Below are 21433 nucleotides of genomic sequence, written 5' to 3'. Positions count from 1 at the left end.
GAAAAGACTATGAAACAAGATATCCATCCAGAATATCACCCAGTTATTTTTATGGACTCAACAACTGGTTTTAAATTCTTGTCAGGTTCTACTAAGTATTCTGACGAAACAGTTGAGTGGGAAGACGGAAATACTTACCCAGTAATCCGTGTCGAAGTTACATCTGACTCTCATCCATTTTACACTGGACGTCAAAAATTTACACAAGCAGACGGACGTGTGGACCGTTTCAACAAAAAGTATGGTATCAAAGATACCAATGCAAACCCAGAAGCTTAATTCAAGCAGCAATGTTTATAAGGCACAGCTCATTTATGAGTTGGGTCTTATTTTTTTTAGTTAAAAAGCTTTTTACTATGAATTAGTTTTCTAGTTTTGTACACTTTAATAAAGTATGAAGTAATTATTGAGGAGGAGTCGTTATGATATGGTATAAAATGACAACAGAACAAGTGCTAAAAGCATTACAATCTGGTCTAAATGGACTCGACAGAACTCTAAGAAAAGCGAAACAAGAAGAAGGCAGTAACGCTCTTTCCAAAGAAAAAGAAGCGAGTAAGCTGCAAAAGTTTTTTCATCATTTTCATGACTTGTTGATTTATGTATTGATTGTATCAGCTGTGTTAAAAGGCTTTAGCGGGCAATTTGTAGATATGACGATTATTTTATTTGTGGTGATCATCAATGCAGTTATCGGTTACGTACAAGAAGCAAAAGCTACTGACTCTTTAGAAAGCCTTACCTCTATGATGAGCTCAGAAGCAGTTGTTTTGGTAGAAGGTGAAAAGGAAACCGTTAAAGCCGAATCTTTAGTTCCAGGAGATATTGTCTATTTAAGTCCAGGAGATATCGTTCCAGCAGACCTTCGTGTGATCGAAGCGTATAATTTAGTGATCGATGAAGCTATTTTAACAGGTGAATCAACCCCAGTAGAGAAAAGTAATCGCACGCTTGAAGAAGAAGCTGATTTGGGTGATCACATAAATATGGCTTACTCTGGTACATTGGTCAATAGTGGAACTGGTAAAGGAATCGTCGTTCAAATCGGTGATGAAACAGAGATTGGCAAGATCAATCAGCATTTGAAAAACGTAGGTAGTAATGAAACACCATTAATCAAAAAGATGAAACAATTGAATAAACAAATTTTTCTATTTTTAATGGCTTTGATTCTCTTTCTTGTTCTATTTAGTTTATTTTTCCGCGATTTATCGGCAAGTGAATTACTTTCTTCTATGATTGCGTTAGCTGTTTCGGCAGTGCCAGAAGGATTGCCAGCCGTTTTATCTATTATTTTGTCAGTTGGTGTGACACGAATGGCGCGTCAGCACGCAATTATCAAGAAAATGCCAGCTGTGGAAACGTTAGGCAGCATGGGTGTTATTTGTTCTGATAAGACTGGAACGTTAACAAAAAACGAAATGGAAGTTGTAGCACTGGTTACGTCAAAGGAAACAATTGATACAACAGTAAAAGATACAGACTCAGAATCTATTCGCCAAGTCGAACATGATGATACGGTAAGGAAAATGGCAGAAATTGCCTCTTATTGTAATGACACCAAAATCACTTATAAAAATGGTGTAAGAGAAGTGATTGGTAATCCAACTGAAGGTGCTTTACTGGATTGGGCCAATCATACGTCCCTTGTGGAAGACGAGCATGATATCAGCAAGATTCCTTTTGATTCATCGTATAAATACATGGCTACATTAGTAGATATAGAAGATAAACGCTATATTTATCTAAAAGGCGCGCCAGATGTTTTATTAAATATGGTTGACTATCAGCTAACGGATGAAAGATCAGAAACTTTCGATGAACCTTATTGGCAACAAAAAATCAGCCAACAAGCGACTAAGGGACAACGGATTTTAGCCGCAGCTTTTAAAGAAGTAACGAAAGCTCAAACGACGCTTGCTCACGAAGATCTACAAAGTGGGATGATCCTTGCTGGTTTGTTTGGCATTATCGATCCTCCGAAAAAAGAAGCAATTGAAGCAGTTCGAATCAGCCGCAAAGCAGGTATCTCAGTAAAAATGATTACAGGGGATCACAAAGATACTGCGGTGGCAATCGCAAAGGAAATTGGTCTTGAAAATTATAAAAATGCCTTGGTAGGAAAAGATATTGAACAACTTAGTGATGACGAACTGGCAAATGTTGTCTTAACGAATGATGTTTATGCTAGAACAACGCCAGAGCATAAGCTGCGTTTAGTTCATGCTATTCAAAAAAATGGGCAAATCGTTGGAATGACTGGGGATGGAGTCAATGATGCACCAGCACTTAAACAAGCTGATATTGGTATTGCCATGGGAATCAAAGGGACTGAGGTGACCAAAGATGCGGCGGACATGGTCTTGGCAGATGATAATTTTGCGACCATCACAGTTGCGATCAAAGAAGGTAGACGCGTTTATGAGAACTTAAAAAAAACAATTTACTTCTCTTTACCGACGGCTTTTGCACAAGGGTTATTAGTGGTTGTTTCCTTATTGTTAGATAGACCGTTACCGTTAACTTCTGTACAGATTTTGTGGCTGAACATGGTAACAACGATTACGTTATCCTTTGCTTTAGGTTTTGAACCGTTAGCAAAAAATGGAATGGATCAGCCGCCTCGTAATCCGAAAGAAAATATTTTAGATCGATATGCTGTTTTCCGTATTGTCTACGTTTCTCTCTTGTTAGCAGCCTTAGGATTTTTAGTCAATGGATTTTTAGCGGGTCGTAACGCATCTGAAGCAGTTATGCAGACGACATTGATTACAACGATCGTGTTTGGTCAAGTCTTTTATATGATTAATTGTCGAGAAATTTATCAATTTTCAATCAATAAAAGTATACTCTCAAACAAAGTTTTATGGTTGTCTTTGCTGGTTTTATTGATTTTACAAGGATTGTTGATTTACACGCCGATCATGCATCTTGCTTTAGGAACAGCAGCTATTGGCTGGCCTTATATAAAATTGGCGTTACTTTCAGGAATTGTTGTCTTTGTAGTTGTAGAGATTGAAAAACTAATCACACGAAAACTGAAAAAATTATAGTAATCGAAAAAAATTAACGAGGTGTTCTGTTTAGTCAAAACGGAACACCCTTTTTTTATTTAACAAAAAAACGGTTACGTTACCAATAGCGAATAGCTTTTTTAGGAAGTGCAACCTGACAAAAAAATTGTAAATATAAACAAAAGTAGTTTAAAATGAAGTTTGAAGAAAAAAATGCTGTGAAAGATGATAAAATAGTTTTAGTTCACTCAGTTGAAAAAATCGACTTCAAATGGAAGAGAGATGAAAGTATTGAAAATCAATAAACAAGAATTTGGAGAAACAGCTATTTTGTATTCGCTTACTAACGATAATGGTCTGACAATGAATGTTACAAATTTAGGAGCCAGAATCGTTGATTTGATCGTACCTGTTAATGGAGAAGAGCGGAATATTGTTTTAGGATTTGAATCTGCGGAAGAATATCTAACAAAAGATATCTATTTTGGCGCAACAATTGGACGTGTTGCGGGAAGAATTAAACATGGATCATTTTCACTAGATGGTAAGAGCTATCAATTACCAGTTAGTCCCGAAAATGGACATACTTTGCACGGCGGAACGGAAAGTTTTGAGACAAAACTTTGGGATGCTGAAATAGAAGAAACAACCAACCAAGTTTCTGTGACCTTTTCTTATGTGAGTCCTGATGGCGAAAATAGTTTTCCAGGAGAATTAAAAGCTTATGTCAGTTATTCGTTAACAAATGAAAATGAATGGATCATTGATTATCAAGCTGAAACAGATCAACCAACGTTGTACAATCCAACAAATCATGTTTATTTTAATTTGACAGGAGATATGACACAATCGGTTGGGGAGCATGAGTTATTTGTAGATGCTGACCGATTTGCTGTGGTAGATGAAGATACGACAGTTACAGGTGAGTTACGCTCAGTTGAAGAGACACCTTTCGATTTCAGGGGAACAAAGAGCGTGGAGCAGGTGTTTCAGACGACTTATGAGCAAAATAGTTTAGTTGATGGATTGGATCATCCCTTTATGCTGAATCAAACAGGTTTTGAAGCTCCTCAAGCAATTATTACAGCGCCAGAAAAGGATCTTACAGTTGAGATGTATACTGATCGACCAGCAGTTGTCATTTTTACAGCGCAGTTTGGCGACGAAGGTCCAGAAGTTCGCGGACAAAAATTAGCCAATCATGGTGGGATTACGTTAGAAACTCAAGTTAGTCCTGGAGCGGTTGAATTTGAAGGTTTTGGCAATATTGAATTATATCCAGATGGGCCATACCAAAGTCGAACAATTTTTAAAATCAAGTAAAGCATTTATGATTTTACGTAATTGATGGATAAAATATACTTAGGAGTGACACAAATGACAGAGATGTTTTTAGGCAGCATTGAAGCTGGCGGCACAAAATTTGTATGCGGCATAGGTAATGATCAACTTGAAATTATTGAAAGAGTTAGTTTTCCTACAACGACACCTGAGGAAACAATGGCTTTGGTGATTAGCTTTTTTAAGAAATATAACTTAAAAGCAATTGGAATCGGTTCATTTGGACCAATCAATATCCATAAAAATTCAGCTACTTACGGACATATTACTTCTACTCCAAAACTGGCTTGGCAGGACTATGATATTGTTGGCGCTATGAAAAAAGAATTTGATGTGCCGATTGCTTTTACAACGGATGTGAATGCGGCGGCATATGGAGAATATGTGGCTGGTAGTGCCAAAGGATTGTCTAGCTGTGTGTATTATACGATTGGAACTGGTGTGGGAGCGGGAGCTATTCAGAATGGGTATTTTATCGAAGGATTTAGCCATCCTGAAATGGGTCATATGGTCGTGAAGCGTCATCCAGAAGATCAATTTGAAGGAAGCTGTACGTTTCATAGTGATTGTTTAGAAGGAATGGCGGCTGGACCTGCGATTGAAAAAAGAGCTGGGAAAAAAGGGCAAGAATTAACAGAAGAAGATCCAATTTGGGCTATTGAAGCCTATTATATTGCCCAAGCAGCCTATAATACCACGTTAATTCTGGCGCCAGACGTGATTATTTTTGGTGGAGGAGTGATGAAGCAGCGCCATATGTTAGCGAAAGTCCATCATGAGTTTGAAAAGCTGATCAATGGTTATGTGAAAACACCACCATTAGAACAATATATTGTGACACCAAAACTAGAAGATGACCCTGGAACGATTGGTTGTCTGGCATTAGCAAAAAAAGAGTTAGAGTATTCATAAAAAAGAAGCGATCAGGATAAGAAAACTATCTTGATTGCTTCTTTTTATTGAGTTAAGCCTGTGGTTAACTATAGTACATTTTTACTTTAATATCTTGATTGTAATTCCCAAAATCTTTACCAAATAACGTACAGCCACCGATGTTTTCAGCGTCATTTTTGACTTCGATGCGTAATTGCCATGTATCCGTTCGTTCGTCGATATCAGCTAATTTTACATCTGAGAGAGGCTCACCTTCCATGTAAGTGCCATGATTCATGATACGGATCGTTTTTAATAACCCATACTGATTAAGATTATCAGGATACCAATCCGGTGTATACTTGCCCCGTATATCTGCAAAGTCTCCTGGACTGGTCCAGGTCCCAAGCTCGATACCATTTAGAGAAAAGGTAATGTCAGAAGGCCAATTGTCATTAGAAAAGGGAAACTCAGAAGAAATTTCCATAGAAAGTTCGATCATTTCTAATTTTTGGTCAGACGTCAGAAAATTTGGTGTTTGGTATTCTAAGTAGCCTTTGGTAAACCACAAAATTTGAGCTTCCATTCGGCTGGGATCCATAAAATATTTTGGTTCATCTACTTTTCCAATGAAGTGAGTAGCCGTTGCTAACCCACAGGTCGGTTCAACAGAGTAGTTGGTATAATGACCGACAGGAATCGTTGTTTCTAAAGTATCAAAAGCGTTAAAGATTTTTTCAGGAAAGTGAATTTCAATGTTATCGACGCGTAGGCTTGAAATCTTTTGTTGGCCTATTTTCTCGGTCTTGATGATATTAGCGTCTTCTAATTTTTTTATATGCATAGTGACGATTGCACTACTTAATCCGAGTTCATGTGCGATTTCTTTGATATTCATTTTTTGTTTGGCGAGTAGTTTGATGATCCGGATACGGACAGAACTAGCCAATGCTTCATAAACGGGTAATGCTTCTTCAGAAATCTCTAGTTGCATAGTAACCACCACCATTTTATATTTATATATATATTAACATATATGGAAATATGTGTAAACAGGTAAACTTATTATTACTCGTTATTAATAATAACATTAATTTATATCTTGATTTTTCAAATAGTTATTAACATTAATATCGTTGACAGCGATTTCAAAATGGATTATTATTTGTTTGTAAATAAATAATGAGGTGATGAAATGGAAAGTAAATTAATAATTTCGAGGCGATTTGAAGTTTCTGATATCGATCCACGAATCTACGGTTCTTTTATTGAGCATATGGGCAGAGCGGTCTATGAGGGAATCTATCAGCCGGGACATCCCAGTGCAAATGAACAAGGATTTCGTCAGGATGTGATTGAATTAGTAAAAGAGTTGAATATTCCTTTGATTCGCTATCCTGGAGGAAACTTTCTTTCTGGTTATAACTGGGAAGATGGTGTTGGACCGAAAGAACAGCGACCTAAACGATTAGATTTAGCTTGGCGTTCTTTAGAAACAAATGAAGTAGGGATGCATGAATTTGCTGACTGGATGGAATTAGTTGATTCCAAAATCAATATGGCTGTCAATTTAGGAACCAGAGGAATCGATGAAGCACGAAACCTTGTGGAATATTGCAATTTTGAAGGTGGCACCTATTGGAGTGAAAGGCGTAAACAAAATGGACAAGAAAAACCATTTGGAATCAAGACATGGTGTTTAGGGAACGAAATGGACGGACCTTGGCAGATTGGACATAAGACAGCTGATGAGTATGGCCGTTTGGCAGAAGAAGCTGGAAAAGCGATGAAATTAGTCGATGATTCGATTGAACTTGTTCTTTGCGGCAGTTCTAATAGTCATATGCCGACTTTTGGTGAATGGGAATTAACTGTTTTAGATCATGCGTATGAACAGATCGACTACTTGTCATTACACCAATATTACGGAAATCCAGATGATGACTTGGAAAATTATCTCGCTCGTTCACTAGATATGGATGAATTTATTCAAGGAGTCGTTGCAATCTGTGATTCGGTGAAAGCAAAAAAACACAGTAAAAAGCAAATCAATTTATCTTTTGATGAATGGAATATTTGGTATCACTCAAATGAACACGATGAACAAGTAAAACCTTGGCAAGTAGCACCGCCCTTATTGGAAGATCATTATAATTTTGAAGATGCTTTACTACTAGGCTGTTTGCTTATCACATTGTTAAAACATTCTGATCGAGTAAAAATTGCCTGTCTTGCTCAATTAGTCAATGTCATTGCGCCAATCATGACAGAAGCTGATGGAAAAGCTTGGCGACAAACGATTTTTTATCCTTTTATGCAAGTATCAAATTATGGACGTGGAACCGTTTTGACCCCAATCATTGAAGCACCAACATATAAGACAAAAGACTTTGATGCAGTACCATATTTAGAAACAATTGCTGTTTTAAATAAAGAAAAAAAGGAAGTCATCCTATTTGCTGTAAATAGAAGCCAAGAAAAAATGGATTTCTCTGTTGAAACAACCGATTTTGCAATCAAGAAAATAATTGAGTTTACAGAAATGACTGGTTTTGACATTAAAGAAACCAATACAGCTGATCAAGAGCGGATCAAACCAAAACAATCAGAGCATTATGAATTGGCTAATGATAAGCTATCAATCGAACTTGCCCCACTTTCTTGGAATATGATCCGTTGTGAAGTCTAAAAAAAGGAGAGATAAAGATGAACTTAAAAAAATGGATTCGTTTAGGTGTCATTGCTTTGTCAGCTAGTATATTGTTAGTAGCTTGTGGGGAAAAGGAAGATCCTAATACAATCGTTTTTTGGAATCCTTTGACAGGAGACGATGGGGCTTACATGGATAACATGGTCAAAGCCTATAATAAAACTGAACCTGAATTTCCTGTGAAGTCAGTAGTCACATCTGATATGTATACGAAAATTTATACTGTACTGAATTCTAAAAAAGATGTTCCAGACTTAACGTTGATCCATGCAGATCGTGTGCCAGGTTTTGTCAAAGCAGATATGTTAGAACCAATGACTGATGTCCTAAAAGAAAAGAAAGAAATCAAAGCTGAAAATTATCTTCCCCAAGCTTGGTCGGCTGGTTCCGTAGAAAATATTCAATATACAGTGCCTTTAGATATTCATTCAAGTGCGATGTATTATAACAAGGATTTATTAAAAAAATATGGCGCTGAGCATTTCTTAGATGATGATGTCGTAACCTTTGATGAAATGATGTCGTTAAAAGGCAAGCTAGATGAAGGGGATTATCTAGTAAATAATGCCTTGCTTTCTTGGGTGATTTTAGCTGAGGTAATCAATTTGAACGGTGATATTCAAAAAGATGGTCAACCAGCAGTTGATACACCTGAAATGAAACAAGCATTGGAGTCAATCAAAAAAATTGTCGATGCAGGACTGATGACACCAAATGGCGAAGATGGGTATTTAATGTTTCAATCAGGAAATGTCTTGTTTTCGACAGATGGAACTTGGACCTCAACAGCTCATGATGAAGTGGATGGGTTGAATTACGGCGTAACCAATATTTATGCTTTTTCTCCTGATAAATTCACTAACAGAGCCTCTTCACATATGTTTTCAATGCTTAAAAATGAAGCAAGAACAGATGAAAAAGAAAAAGGCATCGCAGAGTTTTTGGAATATGTTCGTGAGCATTCAATCGAATGGGCGAAAGCAGGACAAATCGTGGCGAGTAAAGAAGTTGTTGAAAGCCCAGAATTTAAAGACTATAAGCAATCTTACTTTACTTCAAATCCAAAAGAACTAGATTCGCTGCATATTTTTACCTATGAATATTATCCGTATATTCAAGAAGCGCTTGATACGTATGGATTAGATATTATTTATGGTGAAACAAGCATCGATGAAGGTTTAACAACAATGCAGAAATTTGTAGAAGATAAGATTGCTGAAGGTGATAGTAGTGAAGGGAAATAAGTTTATTTATTGTATGAACTAAACTGGTATCTAAAAAATGGAGCAGCTCTTGATTTTTTCTAGTCGTTTTTAAGAGTTGCTTTTCTATCTTTTCTCAAAGAAAGGAGTATTTTTACTATGAAAAAAAAGGCGAATCTAAAGCCGATTTTATATATTGGACCACATTTGTTATTATTTTTTGTTTTTATTTGTCTACCAACCATTTATGGGATTTATGCCTCTTTTACAAAATGGAATTTAGTTGGAGATCCGCAGTGGGTTGGTTTAGATAATTACAAAACAATTCTGTTTGATGAGTCCTCTACGTTTCATTTTCAATTTACTAATGGATTAAAAAATACTTTGTTGTACGTAATTTTAATGGTGCCGTTGCTGATTCTGATCCCTTTGTTGATTTCTGTTGCATTAGAAAATAAAAACGTTCACTTCAAAAGTGTGTTTCAAGGGATTTTGTATATTCCAGGACTTGTTTCGATCTCAGCTGCTGCGCTGATTTGGTCGTTGATGTTTCATTCAAAACTTGGGATCGCCAATAATTTATTTGGGTTAAATATTTCGTGGGCCTCTGAGCAGCCATTTGCTTGGTTTTTAGTTATCATCGTGAGTTTATGGGGGGGTATTGGTGGAAATATGATCATTTATCGGGCAGCGATTGCTGGAATTTCTCCGGATTTATATGAGTCCGCTGAAATCGATGGAGCTGGTTCTTTTCGAAAATTTGTGAATATCACATTGCCATCGATCAAGTTTCCTTTGATTTATACGTTAGTCATGACAACAGCTGGGTGTTTTAATGTTTTTGCCCAACCGCTGATGATGACCAAAGGTGGACCTAAACAAAGTACACATGTCTTGATGATGTATATTCGCACACTTGCGTTTGGGCATGGTGAATCAATTGCTGGGATGGCCTCTGCGATGGCGGTGCTTTTAGGCTTGATCATTTTAGTTATTTCCGGTTTTCAATATTACATCATGAACAAAAATGCGGATTAGGAGGGGAAAGAAATGAAAAAAAATGGAACTATCAGCAAATGGCTCGCCTATCTATTTTTAAGTGTTCTTTGTGTTATTTGGATCGTGCCGATTATTTTTGGTTTGATGACGTCATTTCGTTCTCAAAGTGAGGTAGTTTCTTCTGGGTTTCGTTTGTTGCCAGTTGACTGGATCGTGGATAATTACATAGCGATTTTAGAAAATACTTCGACAGCTCCGATTTTACAATGGTTAGGTAATTCGCTGTTCATAGCAGTTAGCCATACGATTTTAGTTGTGATCGTTGTTTCTTTAACAGCATATGGCTATTCAAGGTTACGGTTTAAATATCGCGATCAGCTATTCTTTTTATTGTTAGGCATTTCAATGTTTCCAGGTGTTGTGAATTTGATTCCATCATATAAAATCATCGAAACTTTTGGTTGGGTCAATTCGCCTTTAGCGATGATCATTCCTGGACTTGCTGGGATGGGGAATATCTTTTTAGTTAGACAATTTATGAAAGGGATTCCAAAAGAATTTGATGAATCTGCACGAGTCGATGGGGCAGGAGAATTTACAATTTATTCTCGTATCATTTTGCCAATGATCAAACCTGTATTGATCGTGACGGGATTATTTTCTTTCACAGGTTCTTGGAATGATTTTTTATGGCCGGTGATCGTTTATAGCGATGTTGAAAAAATGCCGATCACAGCGGGTTTATTATTGTTGCAGGATATTTATGGAAATTATCGAATGATCGGTCAATTGATGGGCTCGGCATTTTTAGCGATTATTCCAACGATGCTATTGTTTTTATTTGCTCAAAAGTATTTTGTCCAGTCTATGAATTTAAACGCTGGTGTGAAGGGCTAGGTGAATATTCAGATGAACAGAAATATAGAGAAAATACTAGTGTATTGTGGTGCTATTTGGAATATTTTTACAGCTAGTTGTACGATTGTAGGCTATTCTTCCTGGTTTAAAAAGTCTGGCATCCAAGCTTTAGAAAAAAATCACCAGCTAACCTATGTTAACAGTACGATGGTGGATTCCATTACCAAAGTGATCATGATTTTTGGATTACTTATGTTAATGATTGGGGTCATTAATCTATTTGTTGCGAAAAGTTTGAAGGGAAATCAAATCGATCAAAAGGTCATTGTTTGGCTATGGATCGTGACAGGTATTCAAGTGCTATCTTTTGACTTGATCGGTCTTGTTTTTTATTTAGTTGCAAGTGTGTTGTATTGTTCAAAAAATAAAGCAATTCGCATGATGATTCAACAACAATCATGTGCTAACTAAAAAGGAAAGAAGGAATTCAAATGAAAAAAATGGTATTTGGCGTGATTTTTGTTGCTCTAAGTGGGCTTATCTTGAGTGCTTGGCGAGTAAGTGAAGCATCCGCTCAAGCATGGCAAACGCACTCTGCTGGTAGAGTTTCTGTACACGATCCATCGATTACTTCCATCGTTAAAGATGGTAAAGAAACCTTTTATATTTTTGGCAGTCACTTAGCTCAAGCGAAAACGACCAATTTTCAAACTTGGGATATTCCTTTTACGACGGAATATGAAAATCCAAGTAATAATTTGATGTTGGGGAATTTAAAAGAAAACTTGAAAGAATCATTCAAATGGGCTGGCTATGATGATGCAAATTCAAAAGGCGGTTATGCGATTTGGGCACCTGATGTGATATGGAATGAAAAGTACGAATGGTCAAATGGTGATAAAGGTGCATATATGTATTATTATTCAACTTCTTCTACATGGCGCCGTTCTTGTATTGGATATGCTGTTTCTAAAACGATTGAAGGACCTTATACGTATGGGAATACGATTGTTTATTCTGGTTTTACCGAAAAAGATTCCACCGATGGCAGTACTCGTAATACAAATTATCAAAATACCAACGTGAGTCAGTTGATTAACAATGGCAAAGTCTCTGGATTTAGTCAAAATTGGAGCAAAGATAACGGTCTAACATACAATACTGATTATGCGCCAAATGCGATCGATCCAGCTCTTTTCCATGATCAAAATGGAAAATTGTGGATGACGTACGGTTCATGGTCAGGCGGGATTTTTCTGTTAGAAATCGATCAAAAAACAGGTAATCCAATATATCCTGGCAAGGATTCTGTTAAAACATCAGGACAGCCGATCGATCGTTATTTTGGTGTGAAATTAGCAGGAGGCTATCACCAATCTGGTGAGGGACCTTTTATTGTGTATGATCGATCTGTTGGTTATTATTATTTATTTGAAACCTACGGCGGATTATTTGCTGACGGAGGGTATAATATGCGTTTATTCCGTTCTAAAAATCCAGATGGGCCATATGTTGATGCCAAAGGAAATACACCGATTTTCACAAAAGATTCAATTAACAGCAATTATGGTGTAAAAGTAATGGGTAATTACCAATTTGAACAACTGTCAACGGCATACAAAGCACAAGGACACAATTCAGCGATCATCAGTCAAAATGGGCAATGGTATTTAGCTTATCACACAAGATTTAATACAGGAGCGGAAAATCATGAGGTGAGGATTCATACCATGTATATGAATGAAGCTGGCTGGCCAGTCGTTACACCTTACGAATATCGAAAAGGGGAATCAAGAACCGTTGCTGCTTCAGAAATTGCTGGTTCCTATCAGTTTATTCAGCATGGAACCGATAACGGTACAATCGTTTTACCAACAAAAATGATCCAATTAACGGCAGATGGGAAAATAACGGGTGCTGTCAATGGAACATGGAAGCAAACTTCAGCAAGGTCGGGTATTCAGTTATTGATCAATGGTGTAACCTATACAGGCATTTTGACGAAACAAAACGATGAGAGCGCCAATGCTAAAATTGTTGTGACTTTTTCAGCAATCGGCAATAATAACGAAACAATTTGGGGCAGTAAAAAATAAAGCCAATGCAAAGGATGAATAAAATGAAGATTATCATGACACCCAATAAATCAGGCACTAAAATCAGCAAGTATATTTATGGTCAATTTGCCGAACATTTAGGTCGCTGTATTTATGAAGGGATTTGGGTAGGGGAAGGTTCACCAATTCCAAATAAACATGGGATAAGAACAGATGTAGTAGCTGCACTAAAAAATATTCAAGTACCAGTTTTACGTTGGCCAGGAGGGTGTTTTGCTGATGAATATCATTGGAAAGACGGTATCGGACCAAAAAAAACGCGTAAGAAAATGGTCAATACCCATTGGGGCGGATTGACAGAAAATAATCATTTTGGGACACACGAGTTTTTCGAGTTGGTGGAACAACTAGGTTGTGAAGTGTACATCAACGGCAATGTAGGTAGTGGCACCGTTCAAGAAATGCAAGAATGGGTTGAATATATGACTATGGATGGTGAGTCACCTATGGCCAATTTAAGAAAAGAAAATCATCAGGAACAGCCTTGGAAAGTTGCTTTTTTCGGTGTAGGAAATGAAAGCTGGGGCTGTGGTGGAAATATGCGGCCTGAATATTATGCGGATCTGTATCGTCGCTATCAAACATATGTCAGACAATACGGTGAAGATAAAATCTATAAAATTGCTTGTGGACCTAATATTGATGATTACAATTGGATGGAGCAAGTAATGAAAATTGCTTCGCCTTTTATGGACGGAATTAGTTTGCATCATTATGCTTTAACAGGTGCTTGGGAAGATAAAGGTCCAGCATTAAATTTTCCAGAGGAACAATGGTGGTCATTGATCGCTAGTGCTCAAAAAATGGATGAATTGATTACGAAGCATAGCACGATTATGGATAAATATGACCCTGAAAAACGTATTGGTTTGATTGTAGATGAGTGGGGTTCTTGGTTAGCGGTAGAACCAGGAACAAACCCAGGTTTTCTTTATCAACAAAATACGATCAGAGATGCAATGGTTGCGGCGGTCACATTGAATATTTTTCATAAACATGCTGACCGTGTACACATGGCTAATATCGCACAAACGGTCAATGTACTTCAAGCAATGTTAGTAACAGACGGAGATCAAATGGTTAAAACACCAACTTATCATGTGTTTGATTTGTATAAAAATCATCAAGATGGAGAATTGATTGATAGTTATGGAGATGAAAAGGAATCAATCTCTTATACAATTTCTAAAAAAGCAGATAAATTGACAATTTCTATCTGTAATTTTTCATTAACGGAATCAGAAGAACTTTCTTTTGACGGAAACACTGATTTAACGCTGGTAGATGCAAGTTATATTACAGCAGAAACAATGGATGCTCACAATGATTTTGATCACCCAGAAACGATTGCGATTAAAATATTTGAGGACCTATCGATAACGGGGACAACACTTAGAGCTATAGTTCCACCGATGTCTGTTGTTACGCTTGTAGTTGAATAGCTGATGGGTTGTATTGGTTGTGAAATCAAAGAATCTGCTGCAAATCTGGATGTACAGCAGCTGATTGAGGAACAATTACTTGTTGAAAAGAACTTGGCTGAAGAACAAACGAAAGAAAAACGAATAAAATTATGTGAGACATGCCCTTTTAGAGTTGCTCATACATGTTCAAAATGCGGTTGTTTTTTTGAATTTCGTGCTAGTTTAGCAGATAAGAACTGTCCTGTTGGTTATTGGTGATAGATTCCTGATCAATTGACTAAAAAAAGAGGTTGGGGCAGAAGCTTATTTCTCGGGTTTGCTTCTGCTCCATCGTTTATCCGGATTTCACGTGAGTGGGATATGACTCGAAGAGTTATGTCTCACTCATTTTTTTAGTAATCAAACGCTTTTTTAGCGATAATACATCTTGACTTTGATATCTTGATCGTGATTACCGAACCCGCGACCAAACAAAGTACAGCCACCCATATTTTCTGCATCTTCCTTAACTTCTATTTTTAATTTCCATGTATCCATTTCACTTTTGATATCTGCTATTTTGACTTCTGAAAGGATATTGCTATCTACATTTGTCCCGTGATTAGTAATTCGGATCGTTTTTAGCAGGCCATATTGATTGAGGTGGTCCTCCCACCAGTCAGGCGTGAATTTTCCTCTAGCATCGTAGAAATCTCCTGGACTAGTCCAAGTCCCAAGTTCAACATCATTCAACGTAAAAGTAATATCAGAAGGCCATTCGTTATTGGCAAATGGAAACTCTGAAGAAATCTCAAAAGAAATTTCCAGCATCTCCAAGGTGTCTTCTGGTTGTAAAAAATTGGTGATCTGGTATTCCACAAAACCTTCGGTAAACCATAAAATTTTAGCGTTCATTCTTTCTGGGTCCATAAAGTATTTAGGTTCATCAAAAATACCGATCCGGTGTGTTTCTGTAGCCAAGCCACAGGTCGGTTTTACTTGGTAGTTGGTGTAGAGACCAACAGGGATCGACGTTTCATATGTATCGAAAGCATGAAAGATTTTTTCAGGAAAACTGATTTCAATGTTATCAACTTTTAAACTAGAAATTTTTTGCTGACCAACGCGTTCAGTTTTGATTAAACGGGCTTCTTCTAGTTTATTGATGTGCATTGTTACAATTGCGCTGCTTAGATTTAATTCCTTGGCTAGTTCTTTGTTGTTCATTTTTTTCTCTGAAAGCAAACGAATGATGTGTAATCTGACTGAACTTGCTAACGCTTCATACGTTAATAAAGATTCATCTGAAATATCTAGTTGCATACAACCCCACCTATTCATAGTTTTATTTATGTACATGGTAACATCTGAACTATACTTTGTAAATGTTTAATATAAATATTAATCATATTTGAATATTAGTTTTTTTATTCGCATTATTATTATTGACAGCGTTTGCAATTAGGTATATTATTTAGTTGTAAATGAAACGAAGGAGGTAAGTTTAGGTTTCAGTTAATGATTTTGGCTAAGGTTTAACTACTAAATTAACTAGGGAGAGAGAAAAAGATGAAAGCATGGAAGAAAATTTTAGGAACGTCACTTGTGTTAGGATGCAGTCTACTATTGTTAAGTGCTTGTGGAGGAGGCAGCGATAAAAAAGCTTCTGGATCTGCCGACGGAAAAACGAAATTGACATTCTGGAATGGTTTTACAGCATCTGATGGGGAGATACTTCAAGGAATCGTAAATGATTTTAACAAAGAAAATGACAAAGGGATCACAATCGAAATGGATGTCATGACTTGGGCGAACTTAAATGAAAAGCTTCCTCCTGCAATTTCATCAAAAACAGGTCCTGATTTTATGTTGCTGAACTACGGCGACTTTGCTCAATATGTTAAAAATGGTGCAGTTCAACCATTAGATGATTTTTGGGATTATAAAGGTGTGGACAAATCTGACTTCACAAAAACAGCTTTGGAATTAGGAACGATCGATGAACAGCAATATTATATTCCGATGCAAGTTCAAGGAATGTACACTTATTGGAACAAAGATTTGTTCAAAGCTGCTGGGTTAGATGAGAACAAACCACCTAAAACTTGGGACGAGTTAACTGAAATGGCACCTAAATTAACCGATGCTTCTAAAAATGTTTCTGGTTTTGTTTTTAATAAAGATGGTACTGCTCCTTTATATAACTGGATTTTAGCTAATGGTGGAAAATTAGTAAACGATGATTACACAAAATCAGAATTTGCCTCACCTAAAACATTAGAAGTACTGAAAAAAATTCAAACAATGATTCATACGGATAAAACTGGTCCAGAATCGATTTCTGGTGCTGAAATGGATAACTTGATGAACGCTGGACAATTAGCAATCGAATTAAATGGTCCTTGGTTGAACAATGGATTGAAGAAAAATGAAATCAATTATGGTGTTACGACCATTCCTCAACTTATTGCAGGTAAAGATGAACATGCAATTTTAGATGGTGTCGGCTTTGGTATTCCTGCCAGCACAGATGATTCTAAGAAAGATGCGATCTACGAGTTCATTAAATACTGGAATACAACAGAAATCGGTAAAAAATGGAGCATGGAAAATGGCTTCCCACCTTACTTAAAATCTGTTAGTGAAGATGCTGAAGTGAAAGCTGACCCAATCGTATCAGAATTAGGAAAACAAATTACATTTGCTAAACCATTTTTACCTGGATTCGATCAACTTCCTTCTATCAATAATGATATCATGAATCCTTTGATTGAAAAATTATTAGCTGGCGACGATCCTGAAAAATTAATGAAAGATGCAGATAAAGCAATTAATGATATGTTAGCAAACAATTAAATACAACTTGCGAATAACACACTCATATAAAGAGGAAAAAATGAGTGTGTTTTCGCTTAATCGTTTCACTACATACTCGCAAAAGGGGATGAAAAAAAGATGAAGAACTATAGGACATCACTTTCAACTTATTGGAATAAACCAAGTCGAGCGGGGTATCTTTTTCTCGCACCTTCAATCTTGGTATTACTGTTTTTTACGGTGATTCCACTGATTGGCACATTTGCACTTAGCTTTTTTAAAATCAATATCTTTTTTACGAATACGACCTTTACTGGTTTTGATAATTTTATCCGTGTATTTCAAGATGAGCGGGCTGTTCGATCATTGATCCATACGCTTTATTTTACTCTACTTGAAACGCCAGCTCAGATCATCGTAGGACTATTATTTGCGGTTTTATTATCAAAGAACACCAGATTCAATCGCTTTTGTCGGTCAACGTTTTATATTCCAGTTATCTGTTCACTGACATCAATCGCTATTATATTTTCAATGTTGTTAGATCCAAATATTGGTGCTATTCCTTACGTACTTTCTCAATTAGGAATGCCGATCCCGCAATTTTTCAGAGATCCAACGTTAGCAATGCCAACTGTTGCTTTTATGACGGTTTGGAAAAACTTTGGTGTGACAATGACGATTCTTTTAACAAGTATTCAAGGAATTTCGCCTTCATTATATGAATCAGCTGAAATGGACGGCGCAACCAAAAAAGAACAATTTTTCAATATTACATTACCGCAAATCGTACCTTCATTAGGTTTTTGTATTTTGACTAATTTGATCGGTTCGATGCAAGTCTTTGACCAAGTATATGTAGCGACAGGCGGGGGACCTCAGTTTAAAACAGAAACAGCTGTTCAATATATTTATAGCCGTGGATTTTCTGCCCCTTATGAGCTAGGTTATGCTTCATCATTATCTTCCGTGTTGTTTGTATTAGTCGCAGTTATCGCTATTACGGCAAATGTCTACATGACACGAAAAGAACGTCAAATGAAATAGGAGATGAAAAAAATGACAGAACTTGTAGAACCTACTGCAACACTTGATCGAAGTCCTGCTAAAAAATTTAGGAAGTCGCCGAAAAAAAAGGATAAAAATTCGATTTTTACAAAAATTGCGATGACGATCATTTTAGTAATTATTGCTTTTCCCTTTATTTGGCTAGTTATTTCATCATTTAAATATGAAAAAGACATTATTTCTTTTCCACCTAAAATTCTTGCTGATAAGTATACTTTTGAAAACTATATCAAAGTTTGGTCAACAATTCCGTTATTAGATTATATCAAAAATACGGTTATTTTCTCAGGTGGCGTTGTGTTGACGTCTGTTTTCTTTGATTCATTAGCTGGGTATGCATTTGCCCGTATGAATTTCAAGGGAAAATCGGTTCTCTTCTATTTTGTTTTATTAACGATGATGATTCCCTTTCAAGTATTTATGATTCCCTTATTTATTGAAATCAATAAACTGGGTTTACTTGATACCTATGCTGGACTGATCATTCCTAAAATGACAAGTGCCTTTGGGATATTTATGATGCGCTCATTCTTTGTAACTTTACCGAAGGATTTAGAAGAAGCTGCTCGTGTAGACGGTTTGAATGAATTCAAAATATTTTTAAAAATCATGTTGCCATTGAGCAAACCAACGATGTTATCTTTAGCGATTTTCACATTGATGAATAGTTGGAATGATTTATTGTATCCGTTGATTTTAACAAGTAGTTCTAAGATGAGAACGCTACCAGCTGGGTTAGCTTTATTTACGGGTCAAAACATTTCATTCTATGGTCCAGTCATGGCTGGAACGGTTATTTCTATGCTGCCTTTACTGATCATCTACATGTTTGCTCAAAAATACTTTGTACAAAGTACAGCAATGTCTGGGATGAAAGAATAGGAGTGAGAACATGAAATTGATCAACAGTCGTTTTTATGGGGCGATGATGGTGATTACGGATTATTTGTTACTAGGTTTACTGTGGTTGATCTGTTCTTTTCCACTGATTACGCTGTATGGCGCATCGGTTTCGCTAATTAATGTAATCGATCAATGGCAATGTGGAGAATCTGGCAGTATCATGCGTTTGTTTTTTACTAAATTCAAAGAAAAGTTCATCAGTAGAATCCTGATTTCTTGCTTATTTTTACTTAGCTTCGGTGTGATTTATTTTGACTTTTCACTATTATCCAGCATGTTTTCAGACGATAAAATAGTCGTTATTGGTTTGATTGTGACAGGTTTAATAATGGCGTTGCTTTTTGTCAATATGAGCTTTATCGATGGGGTAACAAAAGGAGCAAATATAGTTGAGCTGTTTAAGGGAGCAGTAATCAGTTTATACACGAATTTTCTTGTTGATTTACTGATTCTTTTGCTCATTTTAAGTAATTGTTTCCTAATCTTTTTATTACCTGTAACTGTCTTTTTTACTCCGATCATATCTGCAATAGGGATCTATAAATTAAGTAGTAAAAAGAAAATATTGATCCATATCAATTAAATTTGGAGGAGGCAAAGCATGGCAACAACCATCGAAATAAATAAGCAATTTAAAGTGGGGGAAATCAGTCCAAGATTATTTGGTTCTTTTATCGAACATATGGGAAGTGTAGTTTACACAGGTATTTATGAGCCAGAACACCCAGATGCAGATGAACATGGTTTTCGTTTAGATGTGTTAAATAAAATCAAAGCCTTAAATCTTGGAATCATCCGTTATCCTGGTGGAAATTTTACTTCTGGTTATGACTGGACTGATACGATCGGACCAATAGAAAATCGGAAAACGAAATTGGAACTAGCTTGGCGGGGAATCGAACCGAATACATTTGGCTTAAATGAATTTTTTCAATGGCTCAAATTAGTTGGTTCTGAACCGATGATGACGATCAATCTTGGGACAAAAGGAATTGATGATGCCCGTAATATTGTTGAATATTGTAATTTTCCTGAAGGAACTTATTGGAGTGATCTACGAAAATCTCATGGGATTGAGAAACCACATGATGTCAAAGTCTGGTGTTTAGGGAATGAACTGGATGGACCTTGGCAAGTCGGGAGAAAAACAGCTTATGAATACGGACGTCTAGCAAATGAGGCGTCAAAAGCAATGAAATTAGTCGATGATTCGATTGAAACCGTTTTAGTCGGTAGTTCCACACCAAAATTAGATTCCTATCCAGAATGGGATCGAGTGAGCTTGGAGCAAGCCTATGAGACCGTTGATTATTTAGCGCTGCATAATTATATTGATCGCTGTCAAGATGAAGATTTAAGTAAAAAAATGCCGCGAGAATCTGATAATACGCCAACTTACTTAGCCCGTTCGATTGAATTTGATAAACAAATTGAGGCTGTGATTGCCACTTGTGATTATGTTAAAGCGCTAGTTCGTAGCGAAAAAACGATGTATTTGGCATTTGATGAATGGAATGTTCATAATTTTCCAGAAAAAGAGCATCGGAATTTTGAACTGGGGAGCCCAGTTGATTGGTGTCATTTTTCAATGGAAGATACGTTACTATTTGCTTCAATGGGTTTGGCAATTTTAAGAAGAGCAGATCGAATCAAAATCACATGTCAGTCTTTATTAGTTAATACGATTCCTTTGATATTGACTGACGCCATGGGACAGTCGTGGTGTAATCCAACGTATTTTGTGATGAAAGATTTGAGTAATCTAGCTAAAGGAACCGTCCTGCAAAATGTTACAACGGGCGCTACTTATAATACAGACGAATATCAAAATGTACCTTATATCGATGCAGTAGTTGTTGATTCGCAGACTGAATTGATTTGTTTTATTGTGAATCGTTCATGTGAAGAAGAGCGTATTGTCTTGAATACACCAATTGATTTTTCAGGAGTGATTAGTCACTCAGAGTTATCCAGTGAAAATTTGGAAGATAAAAATACAAGAGAGAATCCAACTTGTGTTCAACCGAAAGAAGTGAAAGGACGCGTCAGCTTATCAGATCAACAAATCAAGCTTACTATCGCACCTTATTCTTGGAATACGATCAGAGTTGGAAAATAAGGGAGTCAA

19 protein-coding genes are annotated in these 21433 nt (G+C 36.6%); 17 read left to right on the top strand and 2 right to left on the bottom strand.

What is annotated here, in order from left to right; all coding sequences use genetic code 11:
• Window positions 1-9: 9 nt before the first annotated feature.
• From JZO69_RS07235 to scrK, 4 genes are all read left to right on the top strand, one after another.
• Window positions 10-279, top strand: a complete 270-nt coding sequence (locus tag JZO69_RS07235; protein WP_207112222.1) for a type B 50S ribosomal protein L31 — start codon at window positions 10-12, stop codon at window positions 277-279.
• A 143-nt stretch (window positions 280-422) separates the two neighbouring features.
• Window positions 423-3053 carry an HAD-IC family P-type ATPase gene (locus JZO69_RS07230; protein ID WP_207112221.1) on the top strand — a complete coding sequence of 877 codons (2631 nt, stop codon included), beginning with the start codon at window positions 423-425 and terminating at the stop codon, window positions 3051-3053.
• Between the two features lie 243 nt (window positions 3054-3296).
• Complete coding sequence (locus tag JZO69_RS07225; protein ID WP_207112220.1) at window positions 3297-4337, top strand: aldose epimerase family protein; 1041 nt, start codon at window positions 3297-3299, stop codon at window positions 4335-4337.
• Window positions 4338-4400: 63 nt separating this feature from the next.
• A complete protein-coding gene (gene scrK / locus JZO69_RS07220; protein ID WP_207112285.1) occupies window positions 4401-5267 on the top strand; it encodes a fructokinase ScrK in 867 nt (288 codons plus the stop codon).
• Between the two features lie 64 nt (window positions 5268-5331).
• Here the strand turns inward: scrK and JZO69_RS07215 are convergent, their stop codons facing one another.
• Complete coding sequence (locus JZO69_RS07215; protein WP_207112219.1) at window positions 5332-6222, bottom strand: ArsR/SmtB family transcription factor; 891 nt, start codon at window positions 6220-6222, stop codon at window positions 5332-5334.
• A gap of 201 nt (window positions 6223-6423) precedes the next feature.
• Here JZO69_RS07215 and arfA point away from each other — a divergent pair, with 201 nt between their 5' ends.
• The 8 genes from arfA (at window position 6424) to JZO69_RS07175 (ending at window position 14796) form a co-directional block, all read left to right on the top strand.
• A complete protein-coding gene (gene arfA, locus JZO69_RS07210; protein ID WP_207112218.1) occupies window positions 6424-7917 on the top strand; it encodes an arabinosylfuranosidase ArfA in 1494 nt (497 codons plus the stop codon).
• Window positions 7918-7934: 17 nt separating this feature from the next.
• A complete protein-coding gene (locus JZO69_RS07205; protein WP_207112217.1) occupies window positions 7935-9182 on the top strand; it encodes an extracellular solute-binding protein in 1248 nt (415 codons plus the stop codon).
• Between the two features lie 117 nt (window positions 9183-9299).
• Window positions 9300-10178, top strand: coding sequence for a carbohydrate ABC transporter permease (locus tag JZO69_RS07200; RefSeq protein ID WP_207112216.1), 879 nt, complete (start codon window positions 9300-9302; stop codon window positions 10176-10178).
• A gap of 12 nt (window positions 10179-10190) precedes the next feature.
• Window positions 10191-11036 (top strand): carbohydrate ABC transporter permease, encoded by an 846-nt coding sequence (locus tag JZO69_RS07195; RefSeq protein ID WP_207112215.1) that lies wholly within the window; start codon window positions 10191-10193, stop codon window positions 11034-11036.
• 12 nt (window positions 11037-11048) lie between these two features.
• The gene (locus tag JZO69_RS07190; protein ID WP_207112214.1) at window positions 11049-11468 is read left to right on the top strand and encodes a hypothetical protein; all 420 of its coding nucleotides are present in this window, start codon (window positions 11049-11051) and stop codon (window positions 11466-11468) included.
• A 20-nt stretch (window positions 11469-11488) separates the two neighbouring features.
• Window positions 11489-13093: a glycoside hydrolase family 43 protein gene (locus tag JZO69_RS07185; RefSeq protein WP_207112213.1), complete on the top strand. Its 1605-nt coding sequence runs from the start codon at window positions 11489-11491 to the stop codon at window positions 13091-13093.
• Window positions 13094-13116: 23 nt separating this feature from the next.
• The gene (locus JZO69_RS07180) at window positions 13117-14556 is read left to right on the top strand and encodes an alpha-N-arabinofuranosidase (RefSeq protein ID WP_207112212.1); all 1440 of its coding nucleotides are present in this window, start codon (window positions 13117-13119) and stop codon (window positions 14554-14556) included.
• A gap of 3 nt (window positions 14557-14559) precedes the next feature.
• Window positions 14560-14796 carry a DUF6171 family protein gene (locus tag JZO69_RS07175; RefSeq protein ID WP_207112211.1) on the top strand — a complete coding sequence of 79 codons (237 nt, stop codon included), beginning with the start codon at window positions 14560-14562 and terminating at the stop codon, window positions 14794-14796.
• A gap of 153 nt (window positions 14797-14949) precedes the next feature.
• Here JZO69_RS07175 and JZO69_RS07170 read toward each other — a convergent pair whose 3' ends face one another.
• The gene (locus JZO69_RS07170; RefSeq protein ID WP_207112210.1) at window positions 14950-15840 is read right to left on the bottom strand and encodes an ArsR/SmtB family transcription factor; all 891 of its coding nucleotides are present in this window, start codon (window positions 15838-15840) and stop codon (window positions 14950-14952) included.
• Window positions 15841-16086: 246 nt separating this feature from the next.
• Between JZO69_RS07170 and JZO69_RS07165 the strand changes: the two genes are divergently transcribed.
• The 5 genes from JZO69_RS07165 to JZO69_RS07145 all read left to right on the top strand — a co-directional run bounded on the left by JZO69_RS07165 (window position 16087) and on the right by JZO69_RS07145 (window position 21424).
• On the top strand, window positions 16087-17373 hold the full coding sequence (locus JZO69_RS07165; protein WP_207112209.1) for an ABC transporter substrate-binding protein: 1287 nt from the start codon (window positions 16087-16089) through the stop codon (window positions 17371-17373).
• Between the two features lie 99 nt (window positions 17374-17472).
• Window positions 17473-18381 (top strand): carbohydrate ABC transporter permease, encoded by a 909-nt coding sequence (locus tag JZO69_RS07160; RefSeq protein WP_207112208.1) that lies wholly within the window; start codon window positions 17473-17475, stop codon window positions 18379-18381.
• Window positions 18382-18393: 12 nt separating this feature from the next.
• A complete protein-coding gene (locus tag JZO69_RS07155; protein ID WP_207112207.1) occupies window positions 18394-19284 on the top strand; it encodes a carbohydrate ABC transporter permease in 891 nt (296 codons plus the stop codon).
• 10 nt (window positions 19285-19294) lie between these two features.
• Window positions 19295-19888, top strand: a complete 594-nt coding sequence (locus JZO69_RS07150) for a DUF624 domain-containing protein (protein WP_207112206.1) — start codon at window positions 19295-19297, stop codon at window positions 19886-19888.
• An 18-nt stretch (window positions 19889-19906) separates the two neighbouring features.
• Window positions 19907-21424 (top strand): alpha-N-arabinofuranosidase, encoded by a 1518-nt coding sequence (locus JZO69_RS07145; protein WP_207112205.1) that lies wholly within the window; start codon window positions 19907-19909, stop codon window positions 21422-21424.
• Window positions 21425-21433 lie beyond the last annotated feature (9 nt).

The organism is Candidatus Enterococcus ikei (assembly GCF_017316105.1).
In the GTDB taxonomy this organism is placed as follows: Bacteria; Bacillota; Bacilli; order Lactobacillales; family Enterococcaceae; genus Enterococcus_L; species Enterococcus_L ikei.
The sequence above is the reverse complement of the archived record's forward strand: the minus strand, read 5'-3'. Positions and strand labels throughout refer to the sequence as shown.